This window comes from Streptomyces sp. NPDC028305, assembly GCF_055569495.1.
The window spans coordinates 725277-745590 of sequence record NZ_JBVHTN010000003.1; the positions used below are offsets into that span (position 1 = coordinate 725277).

Annotated in this window: 16 protein-coding genes, 1 tRNA gene and 3 pseudogenes; 7 read left to right on the forward strand and 13 right to left on the reverse strand. The window is 69.2% G+C overall.

Translation table 11 applies throughout. The features are described from left to right. The first annotated feature begins 6 nt into the window (after positions 1 to 6). The 5 genes from ACZ4WQ_RS14670 (at position 7) to ACZ4WQ_RS14690 (ending at position 4151) form a co-directional block, all read left to right on the forward strand. The gene (locus ACZ4WQ_RS14670; RefSeq protein ID WP_385346477.1) at positions 7 to 1209 is read left to right on the forward strand and encodes an acyl-CoA dehydrogenase family protein; all 1203 of its coding nucleotides are present in this window, start codon (positions 7 to 9) and stop codon (positions 1207 to 1209) included. After that, entirely contained in the window at positions 1206 to 2234 is a 1029-nt protein-coding gene (locus tag ACZ4WQ_RS14675) for a phosphotransferase family protein (protein ID WP_398371963.1), read from the forward strand. Before ACZ4WQ_RS14670 ends, ACZ4WQ_RS14675 begins: the two co-directional genes overlap by 4 nt. 29 nt (positions 2235 to 2263) lie before the next feature. Continuing rightward, positions 2264 to 3022 carry an SDR family NAD(P)-dependent oxidoreductase gene (locus ACZ4WQ_RS14680; RefSeq protein WP_398371961.1) on the forward strand — a complete coding sequence of 253 codons (759 nt, stop codon included), beginning with the start codon at positions 2264 to 2266 and terminating at the stop codon, positions 3020 to 3022. Positions 3023 to 3033: 11 nt separating this feature from the next. Further along, positions 3034 to 3621: a transposase gene (locus ACZ4WQ_RS14685; RefSeq protein WP_385346471.1), complete on the forward strand. Its 588-nt coding sequence runs from the start codon at positions 3034 to 3036 to the stop codon at positions 3619 to 3621. 299 nt (positions 3622 to 3920) lie between these two features. After that, positions 3921 to 4151, forward strand: coding sequence for a hypothetical protein (locus ACZ4WQ_RS14690; RefSeq protein ID WP_385346469.1), 231 nt, complete (start codon positions 3921 to 3923; stop codon positions 4149 to 4151). A gap of 578 nt (positions 4152 to 4729) precedes the next feature. Here ACZ4WQ_RS14690 and ACZ4WQ_RS14695 read toward each other — a convergent pair. From ACZ4WQ_RS14695 to ACZ4WQ_RS14705, 3 genes are all read right to left on the reverse strand, one after another. Then, on the reverse strand, positions 4730 to 4876 hold the full coding sequence (locus tag ACZ4WQ_RS14695; protein ID WP_311729893.1) for a hypothetical protein: 147 nt from the start codon (positions 4874 to 4876) through the stop codon (positions 4730 to 4732). Between the two features lie 532 nt (positions 4877 to 5408). Continuing rightward, positions 5409 to 6362 (reverse strand): tyrosine-type recombinase/integrase, encoded by a 954-nt coding sequence (locus ACZ4WQ_RS14700; protein WP_311729892.1) that lies wholly within the window; start codon positions 6360 to 6362, stop codon positions 5409 to 5411. A 905-nt stretch (positions 6363 to 7267) separates the two neighbouring features. After that, a complete protein-coding gene (locus tag ACZ4WQ_RS14705) occupies positions 7268 to 7990 on the reverse strand; it encodes an IS3 family transposase (RefSeq protein ID WP_311729891.1) in 723 nt (240 codons plus the stop codon). A 98-nt stretch (positions 7991 to 8088) separates the two neighbouring features. Between ACZ4WQ_RS14705 and ACZ4WQ_RS14710 the strand changes: the two are divergent. Continuing rightward, positions 8089 to 8377 (forward strand): annotated as a pseudogene (locus ACZ4WQ_RS14710) (lamin tail domain-containing protein). A 271-nt stretch (positions 8378 to 8648) separates the two neighbouring features. Here ACZ4WQ_RS14710 and ACZ4WQ_RS14715 read toward each other — a convergent pair. The 10 genes and pseudogenes from ACZ4WQ_RS14715 to ACZ4WQ_RS14760 all read right to left on the reverse strand — a co-directional run bounded on the left by ACZ4WQ_RS14715 (position 8649) and on the right by ACZ4WQ_RS14760 (position 16859). After that, complete coding sequence (locus tag ACZ4WQ_RS14715; protein ID WP_311729890.1) at positions 8649 to 9254, reverse strand: hypothetical protein; 606 nt, start codon at positions 9252 to 9254, stop codon at positions 8649 to 8651. Beyond that, the gene (locus ACZ4WQ_RS14720; RefSeq protein ID WP_311729889.1) at positions 9232 to 9843 is read right to left on the reverse strand and encodes an RNA polymerase sigma factor; all 612 of its coding nucleotides are present in this window, start codon (positions 9841 to 9843) and stop codon (positions 9232 to 9234) included. Before ACZ4WQ_RS14720 ends, ACZ4WQ_RS14715 begins: the two co-directional genes overlap by 23 nt. Positions 9844 to 10010: 167 nt before the next feature. Further along, complete coding sequence (locus tag ACZ4WQ_RS14725; protein ID WP_311729888.1) at positions 10011 to 10757, reverse strand: hypothetical protein; 747 nt, start codon at positions 10755 to 10757, stop codon at positions 10011 to 10013. 19 nt (positions 10758 to 10776) lie between these two features. Next, the gene (locus ACZ4WQ_RS14730; RefSeq protein ID WP_311729887.1) at positions 10777 to 11433 is read right to left on the reverse strand and encodes a hypothetical protein; all 657 of its coding nucleotides are present in this window, start codon (positions 11431 to 11433) and stop codon (positions 10777 to 10779) included. A gap of 362 nt (positions 11434 to 11795) precedes the next feature. Beyond that, on the reverse strand, positions 11796 to 11930 hold the full coding sequence (locus ACZ4WQ_RS14735; RefSeq protein WP_398371954.1) for a hypothetical protein: 135 nt from the start codon (positions 11928 to 11930) through the stop codon (positions 11796 to 11798). Between the two features lie 599 nt (positions 11931 to 12529). Further along, positions 12530 to 13447 (reverse strand): annotated as a pseudogene (locus ACZ4WQ_RS14740) (IS3 family transposase); the annotation flags it as partial. Positions 13448 to 13572: 125 nt separating this feature from the next. Beyond that, positions 13573 to 14683 (reverse strand): annotated as a pseudogene (locus tag ACZ4WQ_RS14745) (integrase core domain-containing protein). After that, a complete protein-coding gene (locus ACZ4WQ_RS14750; protein ID WP_311729884.1) occupies positions 14595 to 14858 on the reverse strand; it encodes a hypothetical protein in 264 nt (87 codons plus the stop codon). Before ACZ4WQ_RS14750 ends, ACZ4WQ_RS14745 begins: the two are co-directional and overlap by 89 nt. Before the next feature lie 785 nt (positions 14859 to 15643). Beyond that, positions 15644 to 15720 (reverse strand) — tRNA-Pro (locus ACZ4WQ_RS14755). Between the two features lie 197 nt (positions 15721 to 15917). Next, positions 15918 to 16859, reverse strand: a complete 942-nt coding sequence (locus ACZ4WQ_RS14760; RefSeq protein WP_361189556.1) for an alpha/beta hydrolase — start codon at positions 16857 to 16859, stop codon at positions 15918 to 15920. Positions 16860 to 17057: 198 nt separating this feature from the next. Here ACZ4WQ_RS14760 and ACZ4WQ_RS14765 point away from each other — a divergent pair, with 198 nt between their 5' ends. Continuing rightward, the gene (locus ACZ4WQ_RS14765; protein WP_398371951.1) at positions 17058 to 20255 is read left to right on the forward strand and encodes an amidohydrolase family protein; all 3198 of its coding nucleotides are present in this window, start codon (positions 17058 to 17060) and stop codon (positions 20253 to 20255) included. Positions 20256 to 20314: the final 59 nt, after the last annotated feature.

The window sequence follows — 20314 nt, forward strand, 5'->3', positions numbered from 1 at the left end:
GTGAAGGTGTCCATCGGGTTCGAGATCGACGAGAGGGTCGCGGAGATCGCGCGGCGCACCAGCGAGTTCGTACGGGATGTGGTGATACCCGAGGAGCAGGCGTGCGACGGCGATGTCCATGCCGGACCCGAGCCGCTGCGCCGCCGCCTTCAGGCCGCGGCCCGCGAGGCGGGGGTGTTCGCGCCACATGTCGGCGCCGAGTGGGGCGGACTCGGGCTGGACCTGTGCGGACAGGCAGTGGTGTTCGAAGCGGCCGGGTACTCGCTTCTGGGACCTCTCGCACTCAACTGCGCGGCGCCCGACGAGGGCAATGCCCATCTGCTCGCGGCAGTGGCCACGGAGCAGCAGAAGGAGCGGTACCTGCGCCCGCTGGCTGCCGGTGAGGTGCGCTCGTGCTTCGCGATGACCGAGCCGGCGCCGGGCGCCGGCTCCGACCCGCGTGCGCTCACCACGACCGCGACGAAGACCGACGACGGCTGGCGGATCGACGGCCGCAAGTGGTTCATCAGCGGCGCCGACGGGGCGGCCTTCGCCATCTGCATGGCCCGCACCCGCGGCGGCCCCGGCGACTCGGGCGGCGCGACGATGTTCCTCGTCGACGCCGACAACCCCGGCATGAAGATCGTCCGGAATATCGACACTCTGGACCAGGGGCTCTTCGGCGGGCACAGCGAGATCGTCTTCGAGGGCTGCGAGGTCGAGGACACCGCCGTGCTGGGCGAGGTGGACCAGGGATTCGCGTATGCCCAGGTACGCCTGGGGCCCGCGCGCATGACCCACTGCATGCGCTGGCTCGGAGTGGCTCGACGAGCGCAGGACATCGCCCTGGAGCGCGCGGCGGACCGTTCGGCCTTCGGCAAGCCGCTGGCCGAACTGGGCATGGTGCAGCAGCTGTTGGCCGACTCCGAGATCGACATCGAGACCAGCCGGGCAGTGCTGTGGCGGGCCTGCTGGGAACTGGACCAGGGCCGCCCGGCCGCCCAGCACACCTCGATCGCCAAGACCTATGTCTCCGAGGCGGTGAACCGGGTGGTCGACCGGGCCGTGCAGATCTGCGGTGCGCTCGGCATCTCAGGGGACACCCCGCTGTCGCGGCTGTACCGGGAGGTGCGTCCGTTCCGTATCTACGACGGTCCCTCGGAGACCCACCGCTGGGCCATCGCCAAGCGCGCGGTGCGGGCAGCGCGGGAGCGGAGGGCCATTCGGTGACCACCGCCGAGACGCCGGCGGCCGGAGTCGACGTGGCCGCGCTGCGGCGCTATTTCGAACGCCACGTACCCGAGTGCGCGCATCCGTTGAAGGTGACGCCCCTGCACGGCGGTCGCTCCAATCTCACCTACGAGGTGACCGACGGGACACGCCGGTGGGTGCTGCGCCGACCGCCGTTGGGGGTGCTGACACCGACCGCGCACGACATGGACCGCGAACACCGCGTCGTCGCCGCGCTCGGCGGCACCGGGGTGCCGGTCGCCCGGGCCGTGCTGTCGTGCACGGACCCGGAGGTGATCGGGGCCCCGTTCTGCGTCGTCGGCTTCGTGGAGGGCACGGTGCTGCGCGACGGCGACAAGGCAGCCGCACTGCCGCCCGACGACGCACGGCGCGCCGCCGACGCGCTGGTGGACGCCCTGGTCACGCTGCACTCCGTGGACGCCGCCGCCGTCGGGCTCGGCGAGTTCGGCCGCCCCGACGGCTATCTGGAACGCCAGGTGCGGCGATGGCGCGGGCAGTGGGACAACGTCGCCACGCGGCCCCTGCCCGACCTCGACGAACTGCACGGCAGACTGGCCCGCGCCCTGCCCGAGAGCGGCGCCCCGGCCATCGTGCACGGCGACTACCGCCTGGACAACACCATCCTGGCGCCCGGCGACTTCGGGCGGATCGCCGCGGTCGTCGACTGGGAAATGGCCACGCTCGGCGATCCTCTGGCCGACCTCGGGATGCTGCTCATGTACTGGGATCGGACCTGCGAACCGGTCCTCGGGGCGCGCCACGTCCCGACGGCCAACCCCGGATTTCCCTCGGGCCCCGAGCTGGCCGAGCGATACGCCGAGAAGTCCGGCCGGGACATCGGCCTCCTGCCTTACTACCAGGCGATGGCCTGTTTCAAGCTCGCCGTCATCGCGGAGGGCATCCACGCCCGCTACCGCGCGGGACAGACGGTCGGAACCGGATTCGAGCGGGTCGGCTCCGCGGTGCCCGCGCTGCTGGGCTCGGGGTTGGAGTTGCTGCCATGACCACTGACACACCGAACGCAGGGAAGCCTGTGCGAGACCGACTGTCCGGACAGATCGCCCTGGTCACCGGAGCGACCGGCGGCATTGGCGCCGCCGTCTCGCGCCGGCTGGCCGCCGAGGGTGCCACGGTCGTGGTGACCGACGTGGACGCCGGGCGCTGCGACCGACTGGCGGCAGAGCTGACGGCCGGTGGAGCGCGGGCACTGGGCCTCGCGCTGGACGTGAGTGACGAGGAGGCGTGGCGCGGCGCGGTCGAGCGCGTGGTCTCCGCCTGGGGTGGCCTGTCGGCGCTCGTCAACAACGCGGGTATCGCCGAGATGCGCACGGTGGAGACGGAGACCCAGGAGTCGTGGGACAAGGTCATCGCGGTGACCCAAGGCGGTGTCTGGCTCGGCATGAAGCACGGTGGACCCGCGATCGAACGCTCCGGTGGCGGCTCGATCGTCAACATCGCGTCGATATTCGGCACGGTCGGCGGCTTCGGAAGCCAGTTCTCCTACCACGCGGCGAAGGGCGCGGTCCGGCTGATGACGAAGAACGCCGCCCTGCACTGGGCCACGCGCGGCGTCCGGGTCAACTCGATCCACCCCGGTTTCATCGAGACACCCCTCTCCCGCGAGCTGTGGCGGGGCACGCCCCGCCACACCGCGATGGTCGAGGGCACCCCCATGAGGCGGCTCGGCAGGCCGGAAGAGGTCGCGGGCGCGGTCGCGTTCCTCGCCTCCCAGGACGCGAGCTTCGTCACAGGCTCCGAGTTGTACGTGGACGGCGGCTGGACGGCACGCTGACCGAATAATCGGTGCTGCCGCGCACCGCGGCGAGGCCGACGAAGATCATGGACGACACACCTGCGAGTGCGAAGGCGGTGAAGCCCCAGCCGACGACGGTGGCGCGGTTCTCCGAGGACCGTGCTGCGTTCCCGCGCGGCTGCCTGGCCATGCGGATCAGGGACGAGTTCGGGACGGTGTTTGAAAGCGAGCGGTTCGTGGCGGCGTTCGCGCATCGGGGTGGTCCGTCCGTGTCTCCGGGGATGCCGGCGCTGGTCAGCGTGGGGCAGTATGCAGAGCGGCTGACCGACCGGCAGGCCGCTGATGCGGTGCGCGGCCGGATCGACTGGAAATACGCCCTCGGCCTCCAACTCGCCGACTCCGGGTTCGATTTCTCGGTGCTCAGCGAGTTCCGTGACCGGCTGATCGCCCACGGTCTGGAACAGCAGATCCTGAACGCCATCCTCGCGCAGTGCAGCAAGCGGGGCCTGCTGCGGGCAGGCGGGCGCGCCCGCACCCACTCCACCCTGAAGGGTGTCAATATTCCAATCAGGCTGCTGAGCTGGTCGTTTCCTGTGGATGGTGAGGCAGCCGGGGTGGAATGGTGTGGTACTCGTTGAGCAGTCCGCCAAGTACCTGGCGGCGCCTGACCGTGGCAGCGGGCAGGGGGATGACGTTCGGGTCGTCGTCGGGTGCTCGTAGGCCGAGGTTGCGGTGGGATCGTCCGGCGTTGTAGTGCTCGGCGTAGGTGGTGAGGACCGTGCGCAGGTGTCGTTCGCCGGTGATGAGGAGCCGGTCGGTGCACTCGGTACGGGCTGTGCGTATCCTGTGCCGTTCGGAAACTCATCGCTGCTGCTCGGAGGTGGTCTGGCGCGCCATCACGGTCTGCTGGAACCCTGGCCGGGCGATCGTTTCTCTGGTGTACCAGGTGGCTCGGAAACTGCTCGCGGTCCCGGCGTTGCTGCTGCGGCGGGACGCATCCAAGGAAGCGAAACTGTGGGTACGGCGGCACGAGAACGCGGTGCTGCGCAGGCAACTGTCGGGACCGGTGCAGTACGAGCCAGCAGATCGACTGTGGTTCGCGGCAGCTGTCCTCGCTGATTCCCCGGCGCCGGTGGGCGCCCGGCACAGCCCCAAGGCCACCGCATAAGACCTCCGACGCCGGCGTGCAGGCGGGTGTGGACGTGACTCTTCCCTCGTACGTCGTCAGGAGCGGGACAGGTGACGGCTGCTGCACGCCACGATCCAGCGGTGATCTCGATGCCGTCGGTACCGGCAGGCGGATGCTCATGAGGACAACACCGGGCCGTAGTTCGACGGCTGTGCAGAGCGTCTCGGGGCTGGCCTTCGCCTCTCCGGCCGCGATCAGGGCCGGGTGGGATTCACGAGCGCACGTGGCCGAGCCGCTGTAGTGCCTGGTGGTCGGCGATGAGTACAGCGGCCATGGTGGGCTCCATGTGCGGGAAGTAGGAGAGGTGGCGAAGGCGATGGGTCGGAGGGGAGACCCAGCCGCGGTCTCCTGTGGCGCCAGGGAGTCCGCGGCCGGGTCGTTCACCGCACCGGCCCCGTCCCCACGGGCGGTGCGGACTGGGCACGCACACCGCTGAGCGCGCACTCGGAGTCAGGCACTACTCATGATCTCTGCGTGTTGTCGCCGGACGATCAGAAAGAACCGCGGTTCAGAGCCCATGCAGCCTCCCGACATCACGCCCGGAATCTCAGTAACGGTCAGGAGCTGAGGCGCTCGCCGGTGATGGTCAGGGTCCAGAAGCGGCCGGTGCGGTCGGCCAGCGGCCCGAAGATCAGCCGCAGGCGCAGCGCGGCGGCCTCCCCGGCGTCGGTGACGACGCCGACCACGGCTGCGGAAGCGCCCAAGGACCAACCTCTACTCGGTGCCCACCTGTCCACCGCCACCAGCTCGTCGAGATCCGCGCCTCGGCAGCCACCGTCACCCTGCAGGCCACCATCCCACGCCCGGACAGCAACCCCCTGGCTGGCTGTCCACCCGCGGGCGGTCGGCTGCGGCCGCCCGGGTCGTCGACGAGCGCCACTGGGACGACCTGCCCGACAGTCACACCCACCGGACCACCACAGATGATCCGGTCGTCGCCATCTCCGAGACACTTACTCACTTCGCCTTCGGCGACGAGCTTCAGCGGAACGCTTCGCGAGCCGCAGCATGTAAGCCATTCGGGCGTGCATAGCCATCTGACGACGGGTCTCGAGCGGAAGGACACTTTCAGGATCTACCTGGCGTTCGAATCGTTCAAGAAAGGCCGCCGTTCCCGGCGCAGTGCGAGCGGCTCGGTCGCTGGTGTTCGCCCAAGATGCATGAGCCGCCGCCCTCGCCCGGTAACTCCGCTGCTGAGCGGTCAGCCCCGGCTTGCGCACTCTGCCTCGAGAGCGCTCAGACATGGTCGCCGATTCCCATCCTGAGGTGGGTCTCCTGGGCTCGTTCCGCTGCTGCGCTGGCACCGTAGCGGCGGGGCATATCGTCGGAGGTCCATCCCAGAAGCAGCATCAGGTCTCCGCTGTCGCCGCCAGCACGTTTCCACCCATGGGCGAAGGTGTGTCGCCAGCGGTGGGCATGGACACCGGTCAATCCGGCAGCCTGTCCACGTCGCCTGATCATGATCTTGATGCCATTGGATGCCAGTGGCCGACCACCGCGGTCGGCCAGCCACAGTTCCGGCAGCGTCGCTCCATTGTGCCTGGCACGAGCCCGCAGGTAGCGGCTGATCGCCCGAGCAGTCCGGTGGCCGAAGCGCACGCGACGGTCTTTGCTGCCCTTCCCGTGATAGCGGACAGAGTCGGTGTTCTGATCGATGTCTTCTACCTGGAGGTAGGCGACCTCGGACAGGCGTGCGCCGGTATTGCAGAGCAGCCGGATGATCGCCTCGTCACGCAGCTGCAGGAAGGAGTTCCCCTTGCAGGTATCCAATATCCTGGATGTGTCGTCGTCTTGAATGATCGGGATGAGCTTCTGGGCGGTCCTGGGTTGTTTGACATGTTCCATCGGCGAACGGCTAATCTCCTCCTCGTCGAATGCCAGCCACTTGAAGAACTGTTGCAGAGCCTTGTGCTTGTTCAACGCAGTCGACGCTGACCGGCTCCTGATCATCCAGGCCTGGAATGCCTCGATGTGCGATTTCGTGATTTCGGCCGGGTCCTGCGCTGCCTCTTCTCCGCCCGGCCCGATGTCACCCAGGTATCGGGCCAGCTGGGCCGCAGCCAATAGGTAGTTGTAGCGAGTGGTCTCCGGATAGTTCCCCGCGCGCAGTGAGCGGTCCCAGTCGCGCAGGAACCCGTCCCAGGTCTTGGCCAGCCCTGCGGTGATCTTGTCCAGGTCCAGAATCGGCATCCGCGCTCCTCGGTCGCTGTGTCCCCCGCACACCAAAAGACCGAGATTCCGCGCCTTTTTGGACACAGTGCCGCCAGATCCGTCGTCTTCACACGTCGGTCTCCTCCGCACCGCCGCCGTCCGCACCGGTGGACCGACAGCCCTCAGCAATCTCTTTCTGCCGGTGTGACGCCCGGAACGCCCGGAGGCACGACGAGAGCGAGACGGGCAGTCGGTATATCGCGTCGGCAGTAACCGCGCCACCCATAGTCCCAAGGCGTCAGCAGCCCAAGCCCAGCTCGCAGGCAGTAACTGGCAGCAGCGGCACTGAACCGGTCCGGCCCATCCAGCAACTGCCGACGCAAGGCATCGCGGCAAGCAGCATCAGGAGGCGGCTGCCGCCGAATGTAGTCAGCTATATCCGGGTCCTCCTCCCAAGCCTCAGGAACGTCCAGTCGCCGGAGGAACTCCTGTACGCGCGCTGGCCAGTCCGGCCGAAGCCACCACCTCCTGACGCGTCCAACGGCATGACAGGCCAGAAGCACCAGCACAGACCGCGGGCCGTATGCGGACTCTAAAACAGCCCACCGGCGGCAGTTCACGAAGACGTGCCGTTCGAACTCCTTCCACTTCTCGGAGCCGGGCGCCAAGTCGCGCAGAACGCGGCCATCCGGAAGAACGCGCTGCGGATCGGCCAACACTTGATACAGCGACGCGAAGATCGAGTTCGCAGCTTCGCTCGGCGCTTGAGCATTCTCCGGGCGATGTTTCCCCCATGCTTCAGCACTCAGACGATCACGCACAGCGCGAGTAGCAGCAGCATTCAGGCGCATCATCTCGCACTGCGGGATGCCGTCCCGGGCCGCATGCCAGTCCTCCACCGGACTCTCCCCGCTGAGCTTCCCCCGCTGTGTGGGAGGTGCTGACTAGCTGGTCAGGGCGGGTTTACGGGGTCTCAGGTTCACTGGTTCGGCCGCTGCCTGGTTGGCGTAGTGCTTCTCCTCGAACTCGATGGGGCTGAGGTAGCCGAGTCGTTTCTGGATGCGGCGGGGGTTGTAGAACCCGTCGATGTACTCGAAGAGCGCGAGGTTCGCCTCGGCCCGGGTGGCGAACACCCGGCCGCGGACGCACTCGGTCTTGATCAGCATCCACAGGTTCTCGGCCAGCGCGTTGTCGTAGGAGTCGCCCACCGATCCCATGGATGCCTTAATTCCTGCCCGCACCAGGCGTGTTGTGAGCTTGATGGACGTGTACTGACAGCCGTGGTCCGCATGGTGAATGAGCGTGCCGGGCTCGACCTCACGGGACGCGAGCGCGTACTCCAGCGTGGTCAGGACCAGGTCGGCGTCCGCGCGGGCGGAGGTCTCCCAGGCGACCACCCGGCGGGAGAACGCGTCCCTGATCGCCGAGAGCCACAGCGGTCCTTCCAGCGTGGAGACCATGGTCAGGTCGGTGACCCACAGCCGGTCCGGCTCGCTCGCGGTGAAGTCGCGCCGCACCAGGTCCGGGGCAAGGTCAGCGTCCGGGTCACGGCGGGTGAAGCCCTTGCCGGTGCGGCGGGGGCTGATGCCGGCGAGGCCGGCTTCCCGCATCAGTGCGCGGCCGGTGGAGACGATCGAGGCCGTCCGCGCGCTGCCGGTGCGGGACAATTGACGCGGTGGGGAGAAGTGTGAGCGAGGAGCTTCAGCAGACGGCCGAGGCCCGCGCGGCGTCCGTAGCCGCGCTTGTCCAGGAGCAGGCCGCTGGCTTGCTGCGCATCTACAAGATCTACTACGACTCGCCCGGCTCGGACACCCGCTCCAACACAAGCTTGAACGCCGAGTACGTGCAGGTGAAGAACAGCACCTCGCGCGGCGTCAGCCTCAAGGGCTGGACCGTCTCGGACGCCAGCAACCACCGCTACACCTCGGACCGGCCGCGGAGCCGACACCACCTCCACGAAGTACCAGAATCGCCGCGCCTATGTGTGGAACAACGTCTCCGACACCGCCACCCTGCGAAGGGCGAGCGGCACCAAGGTCGACCCCTGCTCGTAAAGCAGCAGCCGGTACGACTACAAAATGTGCTGACACCGAAAGCGACGCGGTGCCCCCACCCGCAGGCCGGGCACCGCGCGGTCACTTGCGTCACAGATTGTGCCGCGTGTCGCCCGCCGTGGTGTCGAGACATCCGGCCGACGCAGCCGGCACCCCTGAGTGATTGAGCGCATCTCTGTCCTGGCTCACCAATTGCCGCCGCCCGCACCGTCGCTACGGGCTAAAGGCCTTCACCGGTATCGCCGCAGCCTCTATCTCTGTCCTGCGTCCCTCAGCGGAATTCTGGGGGGCAGGTGGTGTGGGCGGCTTCTGGCAGGGTGCGGGTGATCCGCTCGCGCATCGCGCGTACCTCCTTGCCTTGATAGACGTCAGCGATCTGGCCTTCCCGCCGAGGGACGAACAGGAGGAGGTGTTCGCCGACGGCGTATGCCTCGGCTGGGTCCGCGACGGTGGGATCGGCAAGGTCGAACTGTGTCGTGGTGGGTCCCTTGCCGGGCTTGAACCACCGGTCCACGGACATGGTCACCCGTACGCGATCGTGACCGGCTGGGCGAACTGAGGTGAGGTCCCCCTCCACGATATTGGTCGCGCAGGCCAGGGCCTCCGGGAAGGTCTGTCCCCGGCCTGTGGTGTCGGGTTCGGTCCCGGAGTCGCCGCCGACGGTTACGGCAACCGTCGTGGCGATGGCGGCGGCGCAGGCGGTCGCTGCCACGGCGAGCACCGCCCGGATGCGCCGCCGTCGTCGCGGCGGGTGAGCCGGAGTGGCCGTACGGGGCGGCGTGGGGGCCGTGACGGGATCGGGGCGCCCGGCTTCTTCACCAATCAGTGTGAGCGCCCGCCGCAGCCGGGTCTCCTCAGTTTCGGTCGGTTCGGTCATCGTGGATCACCTCCGTTTCGTGGAGCCGGGTGCGCAGTGCGGCCACGGCCGTGTGCAGGCGGCTCTTGACAGTCCCTTCGGGGATGCCGAGCAGTTGTGCGATGTCGCGCACCGGCAGGTCGATGTAGTAGCGCAGTGTCAGTACTTGGCGCTGGTGGCGGGGCAGGGTGCCGAGTCCGTCCGCTACCGCGAGGGCCAGGGTGCGGTCCTCTTGGGTGTGTTCGGCGGCGGGCTGCCGCACCCAGCGGGCAGCGAGGCGGGCACGAAGCCCGTCGTCGCGGGCACCGGCCCGGTGCCAGTCGACAGCGACGCGGGCGGCGACGACGCTGCTCCACGCGGATGCGTCGCGGATGACGGCACGGCTGCGATCGGCGTGTTGTTCCAGCAGCTTGAGCCGCACCTCTTGCACGCCGTCGTCGAGGTCGCCCCACGGCACGCCGCCCAGTGTCAGGATCGCGCGCACACGTGCCACGTCTATGTCGGTCCCATCGAGCGTCTGCGAGCCGGGCGTGTGCCCGTCTGGCTCGTGGGCGTGGGCGGTGTCCGCGTGCCGCCGGGTGCGGCGTGCCGTGCGGCGGCGTTGGGTCATGGGCCGTCCCTCCTTGTCCCTGTTGTGGCGGGCGTCTTGTCCCTCCTACGACGGAGGAGCACGTGGGAACGTTCAGCCGTGAGGAGGGGTGCTTCCGGTCAGTGGTCTGTCCTGCGCCGGGGCGCGGGACAGACCACTGACCGAGCTACCGCATCGGGATCGTCAAATCAGTCGCAGTTGAGGCGCGGCCGTGTAGGGCCGAAGGCTTCCGGCTCGCGTGGCTGAGCCGCTTCCAGTGCTTGGATCAGTGCCTCCTCGCCGCGGCCGGCCAGCTGGTCCTCCAGCCCGGCGTCATCCCCGGCCTCCCGTGTGCTGCGTGCCTGTGCGGCCGTGCGGGGACGTCCTTCCAACTCGCCCTGGCCGATGACACCTCCGTCGAATGGCAGCTCTGAGCCCTCGCCGAGCCCACGCCACTGAGCGGGTTCCGCGGCGTCACCGGGGGAACATGCGGCCTCTTCCCAGGTGATCGCCATGACATAGCGGTGCCCCAGCTCGACCCGGGGCTGGTCGACCAGCGCCATCTTCGTACGTTTCTCGGTGTCTCCGTCCAGGAACTGCCAACCCATGGCGCTGTACTCCCAGACATCCGGCGCCGGGCGACGAGCGTCGGACCGGGACCACAGCACCTTGTCGACCGACAGGGTGACCGTGCGACCGACTGTCCCCTCTCCGCGCTCCACTTCCTGCGCAGCAGGGGCGATCTCTCTCTCGCCGGTGGCCGAGACGACCACGACGTGGTCGGCGTATGTCACCCAGTCGGAGGCCGTCTGGTTCGGCAGGTGATCAGCGCCCTGCCCAAGGACGATGTCCCCGGCGTTTCCCGAGGCCTGGCTGTGGCCGCAGGCCGTCAGGCCTACGCCCAGAGCTACAGCCATGGCCATACCGAGGAGCGTACGGCGGGTGCTGCGTCGCATGCGGCCACTCCCGGGCGTCTCAGTACGCGCCATTGATGTTCTCCCGATTATTGGCGCCCAGCCCGGTGCCGTACGAGACAGGCGTCTGCAAGCAGCCGAGACGGGAGTCGGTTTGGTTGAGCTTCGGGTCGGCCTGCTGACCATGAGTCAGCCCGACGGCGTGTCCCGTCTCGTGGCATGACAGACCCGGGGTGTAGTAACCGTTGCCGCGGATGCGGATGTACTGCTGATCGCAGCGGCGGGCGTCGACAGCGTCATTGCACCAGGTGACACCATCGGAACTGGAGCCGATGTTGGTGGATCCCTCCTGGTAGATGATGTCGGTCTCGGCATCTCCGCTAAACGTCGGCGACGAGTCATAGTGGCGCGCCAGGTCGGTCGGTGCGTAATCGTCCCGGAGCATGTCAGAGACGATCGTCCGGTCCGGGGACTCCAGTTCGTAGGTGCCGCCGCTGTCCATGTAGTAGTAGACCTCGCGGTTGTCTGTCTGGCAGGAGAGAATCCCATCACCGCCGTCAGGATCGTCTCTGCAGGGGCGCGATGCGTTGTACGTCGGATACATGTTGTCGGTGACAGCCGCCCACGCCACCTCGGTGACGACGAACAGGAAGGCCGCCGCCAGCGCGGCCAGCCCTCCAGCCCGTATGCGCACCAACCGTCTTAAGGGCACAGTCATCTCCTTCTCCGCTTCCTGGCGTGCGCGGTGCCGACTGCTGCCGGGAGGGCCAGGGAGCCGCCGTGCCCCGGACGCGTTCCGCGCCGGACCACGCCACTGTCCCCTGCCGCTCGCCCCGCGTCTCAGCCCCCGGTGGGCCGTGCCGGGGTGAAGGGTATGGAGAACACAAGCTTCTACCGAATATGTATTCGACGTAATTGGCTTATTCGTGTGACACTATGGCAAATTCGATTCAGTAAGTACTTATCGGACGTGATCGTCACTACGGCACTCTGCAGTGAACCTGTATCACCGGGCACCGCAGTCCAAAGACTTCCCGGATGAGTTGGGGCCGTACTCGGACGCCCAGTCAAATCCGCTGCTCAGGCCAGCCTGCGGCGGTACCCCGGCGAGGCGGCCTCACGCGCGCGCACCGAAGCGTCGACGCCGTCCGCACCCGCCGCCCGCGGCGCGGCCACGGTGCCGACGGGGGCAGGCGTGGCCGGGCCGGGCGGCAAGAATCGGATCGTGCGGACCACGTCCTGGCCCACCGCCTTGTTGGCGGCCGCAACCAGCGTGCACCGCGCTCAGCCGGGCCTGGACCCCGCAGGCGGAGGAGTCCGGGCGCAGGTCCAGCTGCCCGCTTGCCGCGTCGAACGCGAACGCGGCAACGTGCACGGCTAACTCCGGAGCGATGGTCGGCCACTTCTGGAGCACCGTGCCGCCCGCTGCCGGAATGTCCCAGACGCGGGCGGCGACCAGGCCACCGCCCAGACGCCCGCGGATCGACAGAAGGCATCAAGAAGATCTCCTCGCACAGCACCGTGTGGAAGGATCACTCATCCGCCAGGCCTTCCTCGCCTGCACCGTCGACCTGGCGGTAAGCCTGAGCGATCGAACGGTCGACCCCGCCAGATGATGTCTCGACCGCCAGATGATCGGTCCTCGTCGAACGCACCGCCGCCACCAGCATCCGGGACCTGGCCGCCCCGACGTGCAGTCGCTTCCGTAGCGTCTCAGCTGAGGTCGGCCGTTGATACGTCTCCCAATGCCACGCATCTTCCACCAGTGCACGCTGGAGAAGTGAAGTTTCCCCGTGATCCCGGACACTCTTCTTCTATGCTGCGAGTACTTGGTCGTTGCGGAACCGCTGTAGCGTCTCGTGGGGTGTGAGATACCCGAAGAGAGGGTGCTTGCGTAGTCGGCGCCGGTTATAGAAGGTCTCGATGAAGGCGAAGGCCTCGGCGCGGGCGGTGGCCCGGTCGGGCCAGATCCGGGTACCGATCTCTTCCTTGAGTACAGCCCAGAAGCTCTCGGCGGCAGCGTTGTCAAAGCAGGAACCTGTCCGGCCGGTGCTCTGGCGAAGACCCAACGCGCTTATCTCGGCACGGAATTCAGCCGAGGTGTATTCGCTTCCGCGGTCGCTGTGGGTGATGCAGCCGGGTTCCAGGTTGCCCCGGCCGTGGGCCATCCGCAGAGCGTCGACCACCAGCTCGGCGCGATGGTGATCGGCCATCGCGTAGCCGACGACCTCGCGGGTGGCCAGGTCCAGCCAGCAGGCGAGGTACAGCCAGCCCTCACGCGTGGGCAGGTATGTGATGTCCTCGACCAGCCGTGTTCCTGGCCGGGCGGCAGTGAAATCACGGCCGATCAGGTCTGGGGCCGGCCGGGCCTGCTGGCCGGGGCGGGTCAACGAGCGGCGTCTTCGGCGCGTGACACCGGTGATCTGGCGTTCGCGCATGATCCGCTCCACCCGCTTGCGGTTGACCGGCCAGCCCAGCCGCCGCAGCGCGGCGTGCACGCGCGGGACACCGTAGGCACCCTTCGAGGCCAGGTGGATCACCATGATCTCGTGGGCCAGGGCCTCATCCGCGCGCACGCGTTCCTCTCGGGCCTCCTCAGCCTCCAGCCAGGCATAAAAAGAGGAACGGACTACGCCCAGGACACGGCACAGCAGGGTCACCGGATACGTGGCCTTCTCCGCAGCGATGAACCGGTAGACCTCGTTCACCGGCCGCTGTCCTGAGCGAAGAAGGCCGCGGCTTTTTTCAGGATCTCGATCGTCTTCTGCTGCTCGACGTTCTGCCTGCGCAGTCGCCTGAGCTCTTCGCGCTCCGCACTGGTCAGGTCACCCGCCCCTGAAGGGTGTCAATATCCCGATCAGGCCGCTGAGCTGGGCGTTTCTTGTGGATGGAGAAGTCGTTGGGGTGGCGTGGTGTGGTACTCGTTGAGCAGGCCGCCGAGTAGCTGCCGCCGTCGGACTACGGCAGCAGGCAGGGGGACGACGCTCGGGTGGTCGTCCGGGGCACGTAGATCGAGGCTGCGGTGGGCCCGTCCGGTGTTGTAGTGCTCGGCGTACGTGGTGAGGACAGCACTGAGGTGTCGTTCGCCGGTGATGAGGAGGCGGTCGGTGCACTCTGCGCGGGCTGTGCGTATCCATCGTTCGGCGAACGCGTTAAACCGGGGGCTTTGCGGCGGCGTCGGGATGACGGCTATGCCATTGCCGGCGAAGACGGTGTCGAATGCGGTGGTGAACTTGCTGTCCCGGTCGCGGATGAGGAACCGGAAGCACCCAGCCCTGTCCTCGAGGTCCATGAGCAGGTTGCGGGCGAGTTGGGTGACCCACGCGCCGGTGGGGTGGGCGGTGACGCCCAGGACATGGACGCGCCGGGTGGCGATCTCTATGACGAAGAAGACGTAGAGACGTCTGAGGAAGACGGTCTCCACATGCATGAAGTCGCAGGCGAGCAGCGTGTGGGCCTGAGCGCGGAGGAACGAGCGCCAGGTCTGCTGGGATGCTCGCTGCGGCGCGGGCGGTAGACCGGAGCGGCGCAGAACGCGCCGGACCGTAGCGGCGGCAACCCGATGACCAAGCCGACGCAGCTCACCCTGGATCCTGACATACCCCCAGGTCGGATTCTCCCTTGCCAGGCGCTGAATGAGCGCGACCGTCTCTTCCGGCAACGGTGGCCGACCGGGCCTGACCGGCGCTTGGTGCCACTTCCAGCGCACCAGACGGCGATGCCAGGTCAGCAGTGTGCCCGGGGTGACCAGCCGGTGGCGGCGGAAGGCGGATGGCAGGTGCCGTGCGAGAGCGGAGAGCACGGCACGATCGGCCCATGAGAGCCGCGGGCGCTCGATCTGTCGGCGCAGCAGCGACCTCATGGCGAAGCGTGAGGATCTCAGCGTTGTTCGCGGCGGTCGATCGGCTCAGCAAGAGGAGGCAGCCCAGCAGTCGGCAGAAGATCAGGTAGAGCAGTCGCAGACCCACGATCAGAGATCATGCCCATATTCGGGCCATCGCAAAGCCCCAGGTCAGCCGCCGTACGGCAGTAATGACACCCTTCACGGGTACGCCAGCGCAGACGCAGCCACAGGCCAACCAGCAGACAAACCTTGCCAGAGACAATCGAGACAATGGCCAGGACCACGGTTGCCGTATCCATCCAGTTCCCCTCACGAAAGGCCGGGCCACCACGACCCGGCACAAGTTGAGAGGCCCAACCCACCGTCACCGTGTAACCGCAACACCAGATTTATCGCAATACCCTGGCCAGCAGCTCGTCACTTCGCGCACCACCCTCCAGGCACGGCCCGGCCATCCCGCTGACCTTCCATCCCAAGGACGACCGGGCTGGAGCCTTGCCTCCCCCCTTTCGGAGACCCCTTCGCGGCCAGTCCAGCAGTCGCTTGGCACACTATTTCTGCGCCCCAACGCACCTGCCGACTGTCTCGCTACGGCGCTACAGAGCCCGATAGGGCGCTCACGCCCTGGGAGTGCCCCATCTGCCGGCGAACGCCAAGGGGCATTACCTCGCCTTGACACGGCAGGCACCTTGCGGCCGGGACACCCGAGCAACGGCTGCCTGCGGAAACACACCGACCGAGGCCCTCAGCCCACAGCTTCCCCCCTGTCGCATGGGGAGCACGAGATCGTGCTCCCACCTCGAAAGGGGGTCGAGAGCCGACAAGGGGTTCTTATACCTCTCGATGCAGAGAGCATCCGAATCGATCGGGTGATCTCGGGGGCCTGTGGTTGACGACGGCGCGTGGGGGCGCGGTACTGCGCTGTAGGTCTACCTGATCGGGTGACGGACGAATCGGGCACCGTTGACACGTCTGCGAGTTGGGAGCACGAGGGCTCCCAGAGGGCTCCCACTTGCTCCCAGCCCGGACATGGTTAAGGCCGCCTCCGCTACCCGCGGAAACGGCCTCCGACCTGCGATGATGCTGGTCGGGACGACAGGATTTGAACCTGCGACCCCTTGACCCCCAGTCAAGTGCGCTACCAAACTGCGCCACGTCCCGGTGCTTGTCCGGCTTGGGCTTTGCCCTGGCCGGTCGCGCAAGAGAACAATACCGCACTTCAGGGGGTGGTCGCTGCCACCTTTCAGCGGGGTCAGGCGAGGCGGGGCGGGCGCGCTGGTTACGCTCGGTTGATGGAGGGTGGCAGGGCGTCCGTGGTCCGGTTGCTCGTTCGTTTGGGTGGGGGCGGGCGGGTGGGGTCAGGTGTGGGTGGTCAGCCAGGTCAGCAGGTCTTGCTGGACCTCGTCGCGGTTGGTCTCGTTGAGGATCTCGTGGCGGGCGCCGGGGTAGCCCTTCCAGGTGAGGTCGTGGGTGCCGAGGTAGCGGAAGTCCTCGAGTAGTTCATGGACCAGCGTCATCCGCTGGTTGCACGGGTCCTCGGTGCCCACGGCGATGTGGACCGGCAGCCGGGTCGGGGTGCGGGCCTGGTTGCGGGGGTTGTTGATCTTGCGGACGGCGCGGACCCAGTCGAGGGACAGACCCGCACTGAAGGCGAAGCCGCATCGCTCGTCCGCCGCGTAGGCGGCGACCTCGGCGGGGTCGCGGGAGAGCCATTCGTAGCCGGTGCGGGATTCGTAGGGGTCGTTGAAGGAGGCGAAGAGCTGGGGGGTGAAGCCGGACGGGGCGGTGCGGCCGACTGCGGCGATTTCGGCCTCGAGGCGGGTGATGGCCGCGTCGGTGTCGGTCGCGGGCAGTGAGCGGAAGGTGCCGGAGAGGATCAGGCCGGACAGGTCGTCGCCGTACTCCTGGGCGCAGTCGCGGGCGAGCATCGAGCCCATGCTGTGGCCCAGCAGGAACAGTGGTGCCCCGGGGAGCTCCCTGCGGGCGCGGTCGCCGACGGCCCGCAGGTCGGTGACGATGGCGCGCCAGGCGTCGCCCTGCTCGCCCGCGACGCCGAGGCCGCCCGTGGAGGCGGCGGTCGCGCCGTGGCCGCGGTGGTCCGAGGCGACCACGGCGTAGCCGTGGGTGCACAGATGGCGGGCGAAGCGGTCGTAGCGCTGTGCGTGTTCCGCGGCGCCATGGGCGATCTGGACGATCGCGCGCGGGCTGCCGGTCTCCGGGAGCCAGGTGTAGGTGGCCAGACGTACGCCGTCCGGGGTGGGGAGGTGGTCGCTGCGGTGGGTCACGCCGTCCCTCGGCATGTCGTCTCCTCTCCCGCGCCAGGCGGTTCCTGTGCCAGGCGATCGTTCTCTTCTCTTGCCTCGCACCTGTGTGCCTCAAGCGTTGGCGCCTTGAGTCACGAGTGTTGACCCGGGGCCGTTGGGCTGTGAAACGATCAAGCGCTGCACGCACCACTGCTTACTCCTGCTCTGCACAACTCTCGTGTTCCAGGAGGACCGTTGGACACCGCAGACACTCCCGTCACAGCCGAGCCCCTCTCCCGTCGCCGGTTCCTACAGGCCGCCGCGGGCACCGCCGCCGTGGCCGGGGCGGCGGCCGGGCTGCCCGCGCAGGCCGCTGTCGCCCAGGGGCGGCAGGCCGCGCTCACCTTGTCGTTCACCGGGGCCACCAACGGCGCCGCGACGCTCTCCCCCTCCGGCGACCGCCTGGTCGCCGAGGTTCAGAACGTGCTGTGGTCCCTCCCCCGGAAGGGCGGCGCCGCCACCGCCCTCACCCCGCCGGATCTGGAGCCGACCCGGCCCGTGTTCTCCCCCGACGGGAAGCTGCTGGCCGTCTGCGCGTACCGGGGTGGTGGCTTCCATCTGTGGACGCTGCGCCCGGACGGCTCGGATGTGCGTCAGCGCACGGACGGGCCCTGGGACGACCGGGGCCCGGCCTGGTCGCCGGACGGTACGCGGATCGCGTTCGCCTCCGAGCGCGGCGGCGATCCGGTGGCGGGCAGCCCGTACCGGGTGTGGGTGCTGGAGGTGGCGTCCGGGGAGCTCACCCGGCTGACCGGGGTGCCGGGCCAGGACGGGCCGCTTCAGGACGGCGCCTGGGAGGACTTCGACCCCGCCTGGTCCCCCGACGGGGAGCAGGTGATCTTCGTGCGCGGACGGCTCGCCGGGACCGCGCTGGACGCCCGTACGGTGGCCTCGGTGCGCGCCGACGGCACCGGGCCGGTGGCGGTGGAGCACACCGAGACGGCCGCCGGCGTCCAGTTGCTCGCGCCCTCGGTGTCCCCCGGCGGCGCCCTGGCCTATCTGCGCACCACCCCCGCGCCCGACGCCTCGTGCACGCTGGTCGTGGACGGCGTGGCCGTGCCGGTGGCCGGCGATGTGCAGCCGGTGCCGCCGCGCTGGACCGCCGACGAGGAGCTGCTGCTCACCGTGGGCGGGCGGTTCCGGCTGGTGCGGCCCGAGGCTCCCGGCGCGGGCGAGGAGATACCGTTCGAGGCCGCCATGTCCGTCGACCGGCCGCGCTATCGGGTCAAGCGGTACGACTTCGACAGCGGCGGCGGGGCGCGGCCGGTGCGCGGGGTGCATCTGCCCGCGCTGTCCCCCGACGGGCGCAAGGTGGCCTTCGCCGCGCTGAACTCCCTGTGGGTCGCGGACACCGCCGGCGGCCGCCCGCCGCGCCGGATCGTGCGTGCCTCGCCCACCCGCTATCTGCTGGCGCCGACATGGACGCCCGACGGGCGGGCGCTGGTCTACGCGGACGACCGCGACGGGCTGCTCGCCGTACGCCGCCGGGAGCTGGCCACCGGCGAGGAGACCGAGCTGGCCTCCGGGGGCCGGGTGCACCCCGCGTTGTCCCCCGCGGGCGACCGCCTCGCCTGTGTCGACATGTCGGGAAACCTGGTCGTGCGGGATCTGGCCACGGGCACCGAGCGCACGCTGGCCGCGCCGCTCGGCGGCGGCGGGCTGCCCGGCAGACCGAGCTGGTCGCCCGATGGTCGCTTTGTCGCCTATTGCGACCGCAACCGGCTGAACCAGCGGTTCCGCGAGGGCTACAACCTCATCCGGGTGGTGGACGCGGGCAGCGGCGCGGCCAGGCTGTACGCCCTGGCGCCGCACACCTCGCTCTCCGACCGCTATGACTCCGGCCCCGTATGGTCCCCCGACGGCCGCCATCTCGCCGTGATCGCCGAGTCCGCCCTGTGGCTGCTGCCCGTACGGCCCGACGGCACCCCGGACGGCGAGCCGCGCCGGCTGACCGAGGAGAGCGCCGACCACCCCTCCTGGTCGGGCGATTCGCGCTCCATCCTGTACCTGTCCGCGGGCAAGCTGCGGCTGCTGGACGTGGCCGCCGGCACGGCCCGTACCGTGCGTGTCCCGCTCGACCACCGGCGCCCGCGCCCCGCCGACACCGTCGTCCACGCCGGGAGGTTCTGGGACGGCACCGGGGACGACTCCACGGTCCGCGAGGACGTCGACATCGTGGTGCGCGGCGGGCGCGTCACCGCCGTCGAGCCGCACCGTGCCGGGCGGCCGGCGAAGCGCCGCGTGGACGCCTCCGGCCGCACCGTCCTGCCCGGTCTCTGGGATGCCCATACGCATCCCTGGCAGTACACCTACGGTGCCCGGCAGACCATGCTCCAGCTCGCCTACGGCATCACCACCGCCGTCTCCCTCGGCGGCTTCGCGTACGAGCAGGCGCGGCTGCGCGAGGCCATCGCGGCGGGCGCGCTGGCCGGGCCCCGGCTGCTGGCGACCGGGGAGCTGCTGGACGGGCCGCGCGTCGCGTACAGCATGGGCCGGGCGCACCGCACCCGGGAGGGGCTGCGCCGCTCGCTGGAGCGCGGCGCGGCGCTCGACTGGGACTTCGTCAAGACGTACGTGCGAGCGCCCGGCTGGATCATGGAAGAGGCCGCCCGGTTCGCCCACGACCGGCTCGGGGTGCGCAGCGGCAGCCATCTGTGCTCGCCCGGCGTGCAGCTCGGGCAGGATCTGACCACCCATCTCCAGGCCACGCAGCGCCTGGAGTACGGGCACGCCACGACGGCGACCGGGCGGTCCTTCCAGGACGTGACGGAGATATACACCGCCACGGACTTCCGGCTGATCGCCACGCCGTTCACCGCCTCGCCGCTGGTGGGGGCCGACCCCTCGCTGGCCGAGGACGAGCGGGTCACCCGGCTCATGCCGCCGTGGGACACCGCCATGGTGCGGCAGCTCGCCGGGACCCCGCCCACCGCAACCCAGCTCGCCACCCTCCGCACCGAGATCGGCGTCTACCGGCAGATCCTCGCCGGAGGCGGTCTCGTCGCCCTGGGCACGGACGCGCCGCTGGTGGCGGTCGGACTCCATCTGCACCTGGGGCTGCGGGCGCTGCACCGGTACGGGCTCTCGGCCGCGGAGGCGCTGCGCACCGCGACCCTGCTGCCCGCGCGGGCGTTCGGCGCGGACCGGGACCTCGGCACCCTGGAGGTGGGGAAGCTGGCGGACCTGACGGTCGTGGACGGCGATCCCTTCACCGACTTCGACTCCCTGGTGCGCACGGTGTCGGTGCTGCGCGGCGGGGTGCCGTACGAGCGGGACGACCTCGTCCGGGCCTTCCCGGAGGGAGGCCGGGCGCGGCACGGGAAGTCGGCCGAGCACTGGCTGGAAGTGGGGCGGCTGCTGCGGCGGGACACCTGCTGCGACGCGGAGGGGTGAGGGCGCGTACGGGCGGGGTCCTCGGGGTGCGCTCCGGCGCGTAGGGGCCCGCCTGTGCG

What these genes read in the sequence shown, in the direction of transcription:
- ACZ4WQ_RS14720 (WP_311729889.1), bottom strand. Translation starts at nt 9,843, where the DNA reads ATGACCCAACGCCGCCGCACGGCACGCCGCACCCGGCGGCACGCGGAC.
- ACZ4WQ_RS14750 (WP_311729884.1), bottom strand. Translation starts at nt 14,858, where the DNA reads ATGGATACGGCAACCGTGGTCCTGGCCATTGTCTCGATTGTCTCTGGC.
- ACZ4WQ_RS14700 (WP_311729892.1), bottom strand. Translation starts at nt 6,362, where the DNA reads ATGCCGATTCTGGACCTGGACAAGATCACCGCAGGGCTGGCCAAGACC.
- ACZ4WQ_RS14730 (WP_311729887.1), bottom strand. Translation starts at nt 11,433, where the DNA reads ATGACTGTGCCCTTAAGACGGTTGGTGCGCATACGGGCTGGAGGGCTG.
- ACZ4WQ_RS14715 (WP_311729890.1), bottom strand. Translation starts at nt 9,254, where the DNA reads ATGACCGAACCGACCGAAACTGAGGAGACCCGGCTGCGGCGGGCGCTC.
- ACZ4WQ_RS14725 (WP_311729888.1), bottom strand. Translation starts at nt 10,757, where the DNA reads ATGCGACGCAGCACCCGCCGTACGCTCCTCGGTATGGCCATGGCTGTA.
- ACZ4WQ_RS14760 (WP_361189556.1), bottom strand. Translation starts at nt 16,859, where the DNA reads ATGCCGAGGGACGGCGTGACCCACCGCAGCGACCACCTCCCCACCCCG.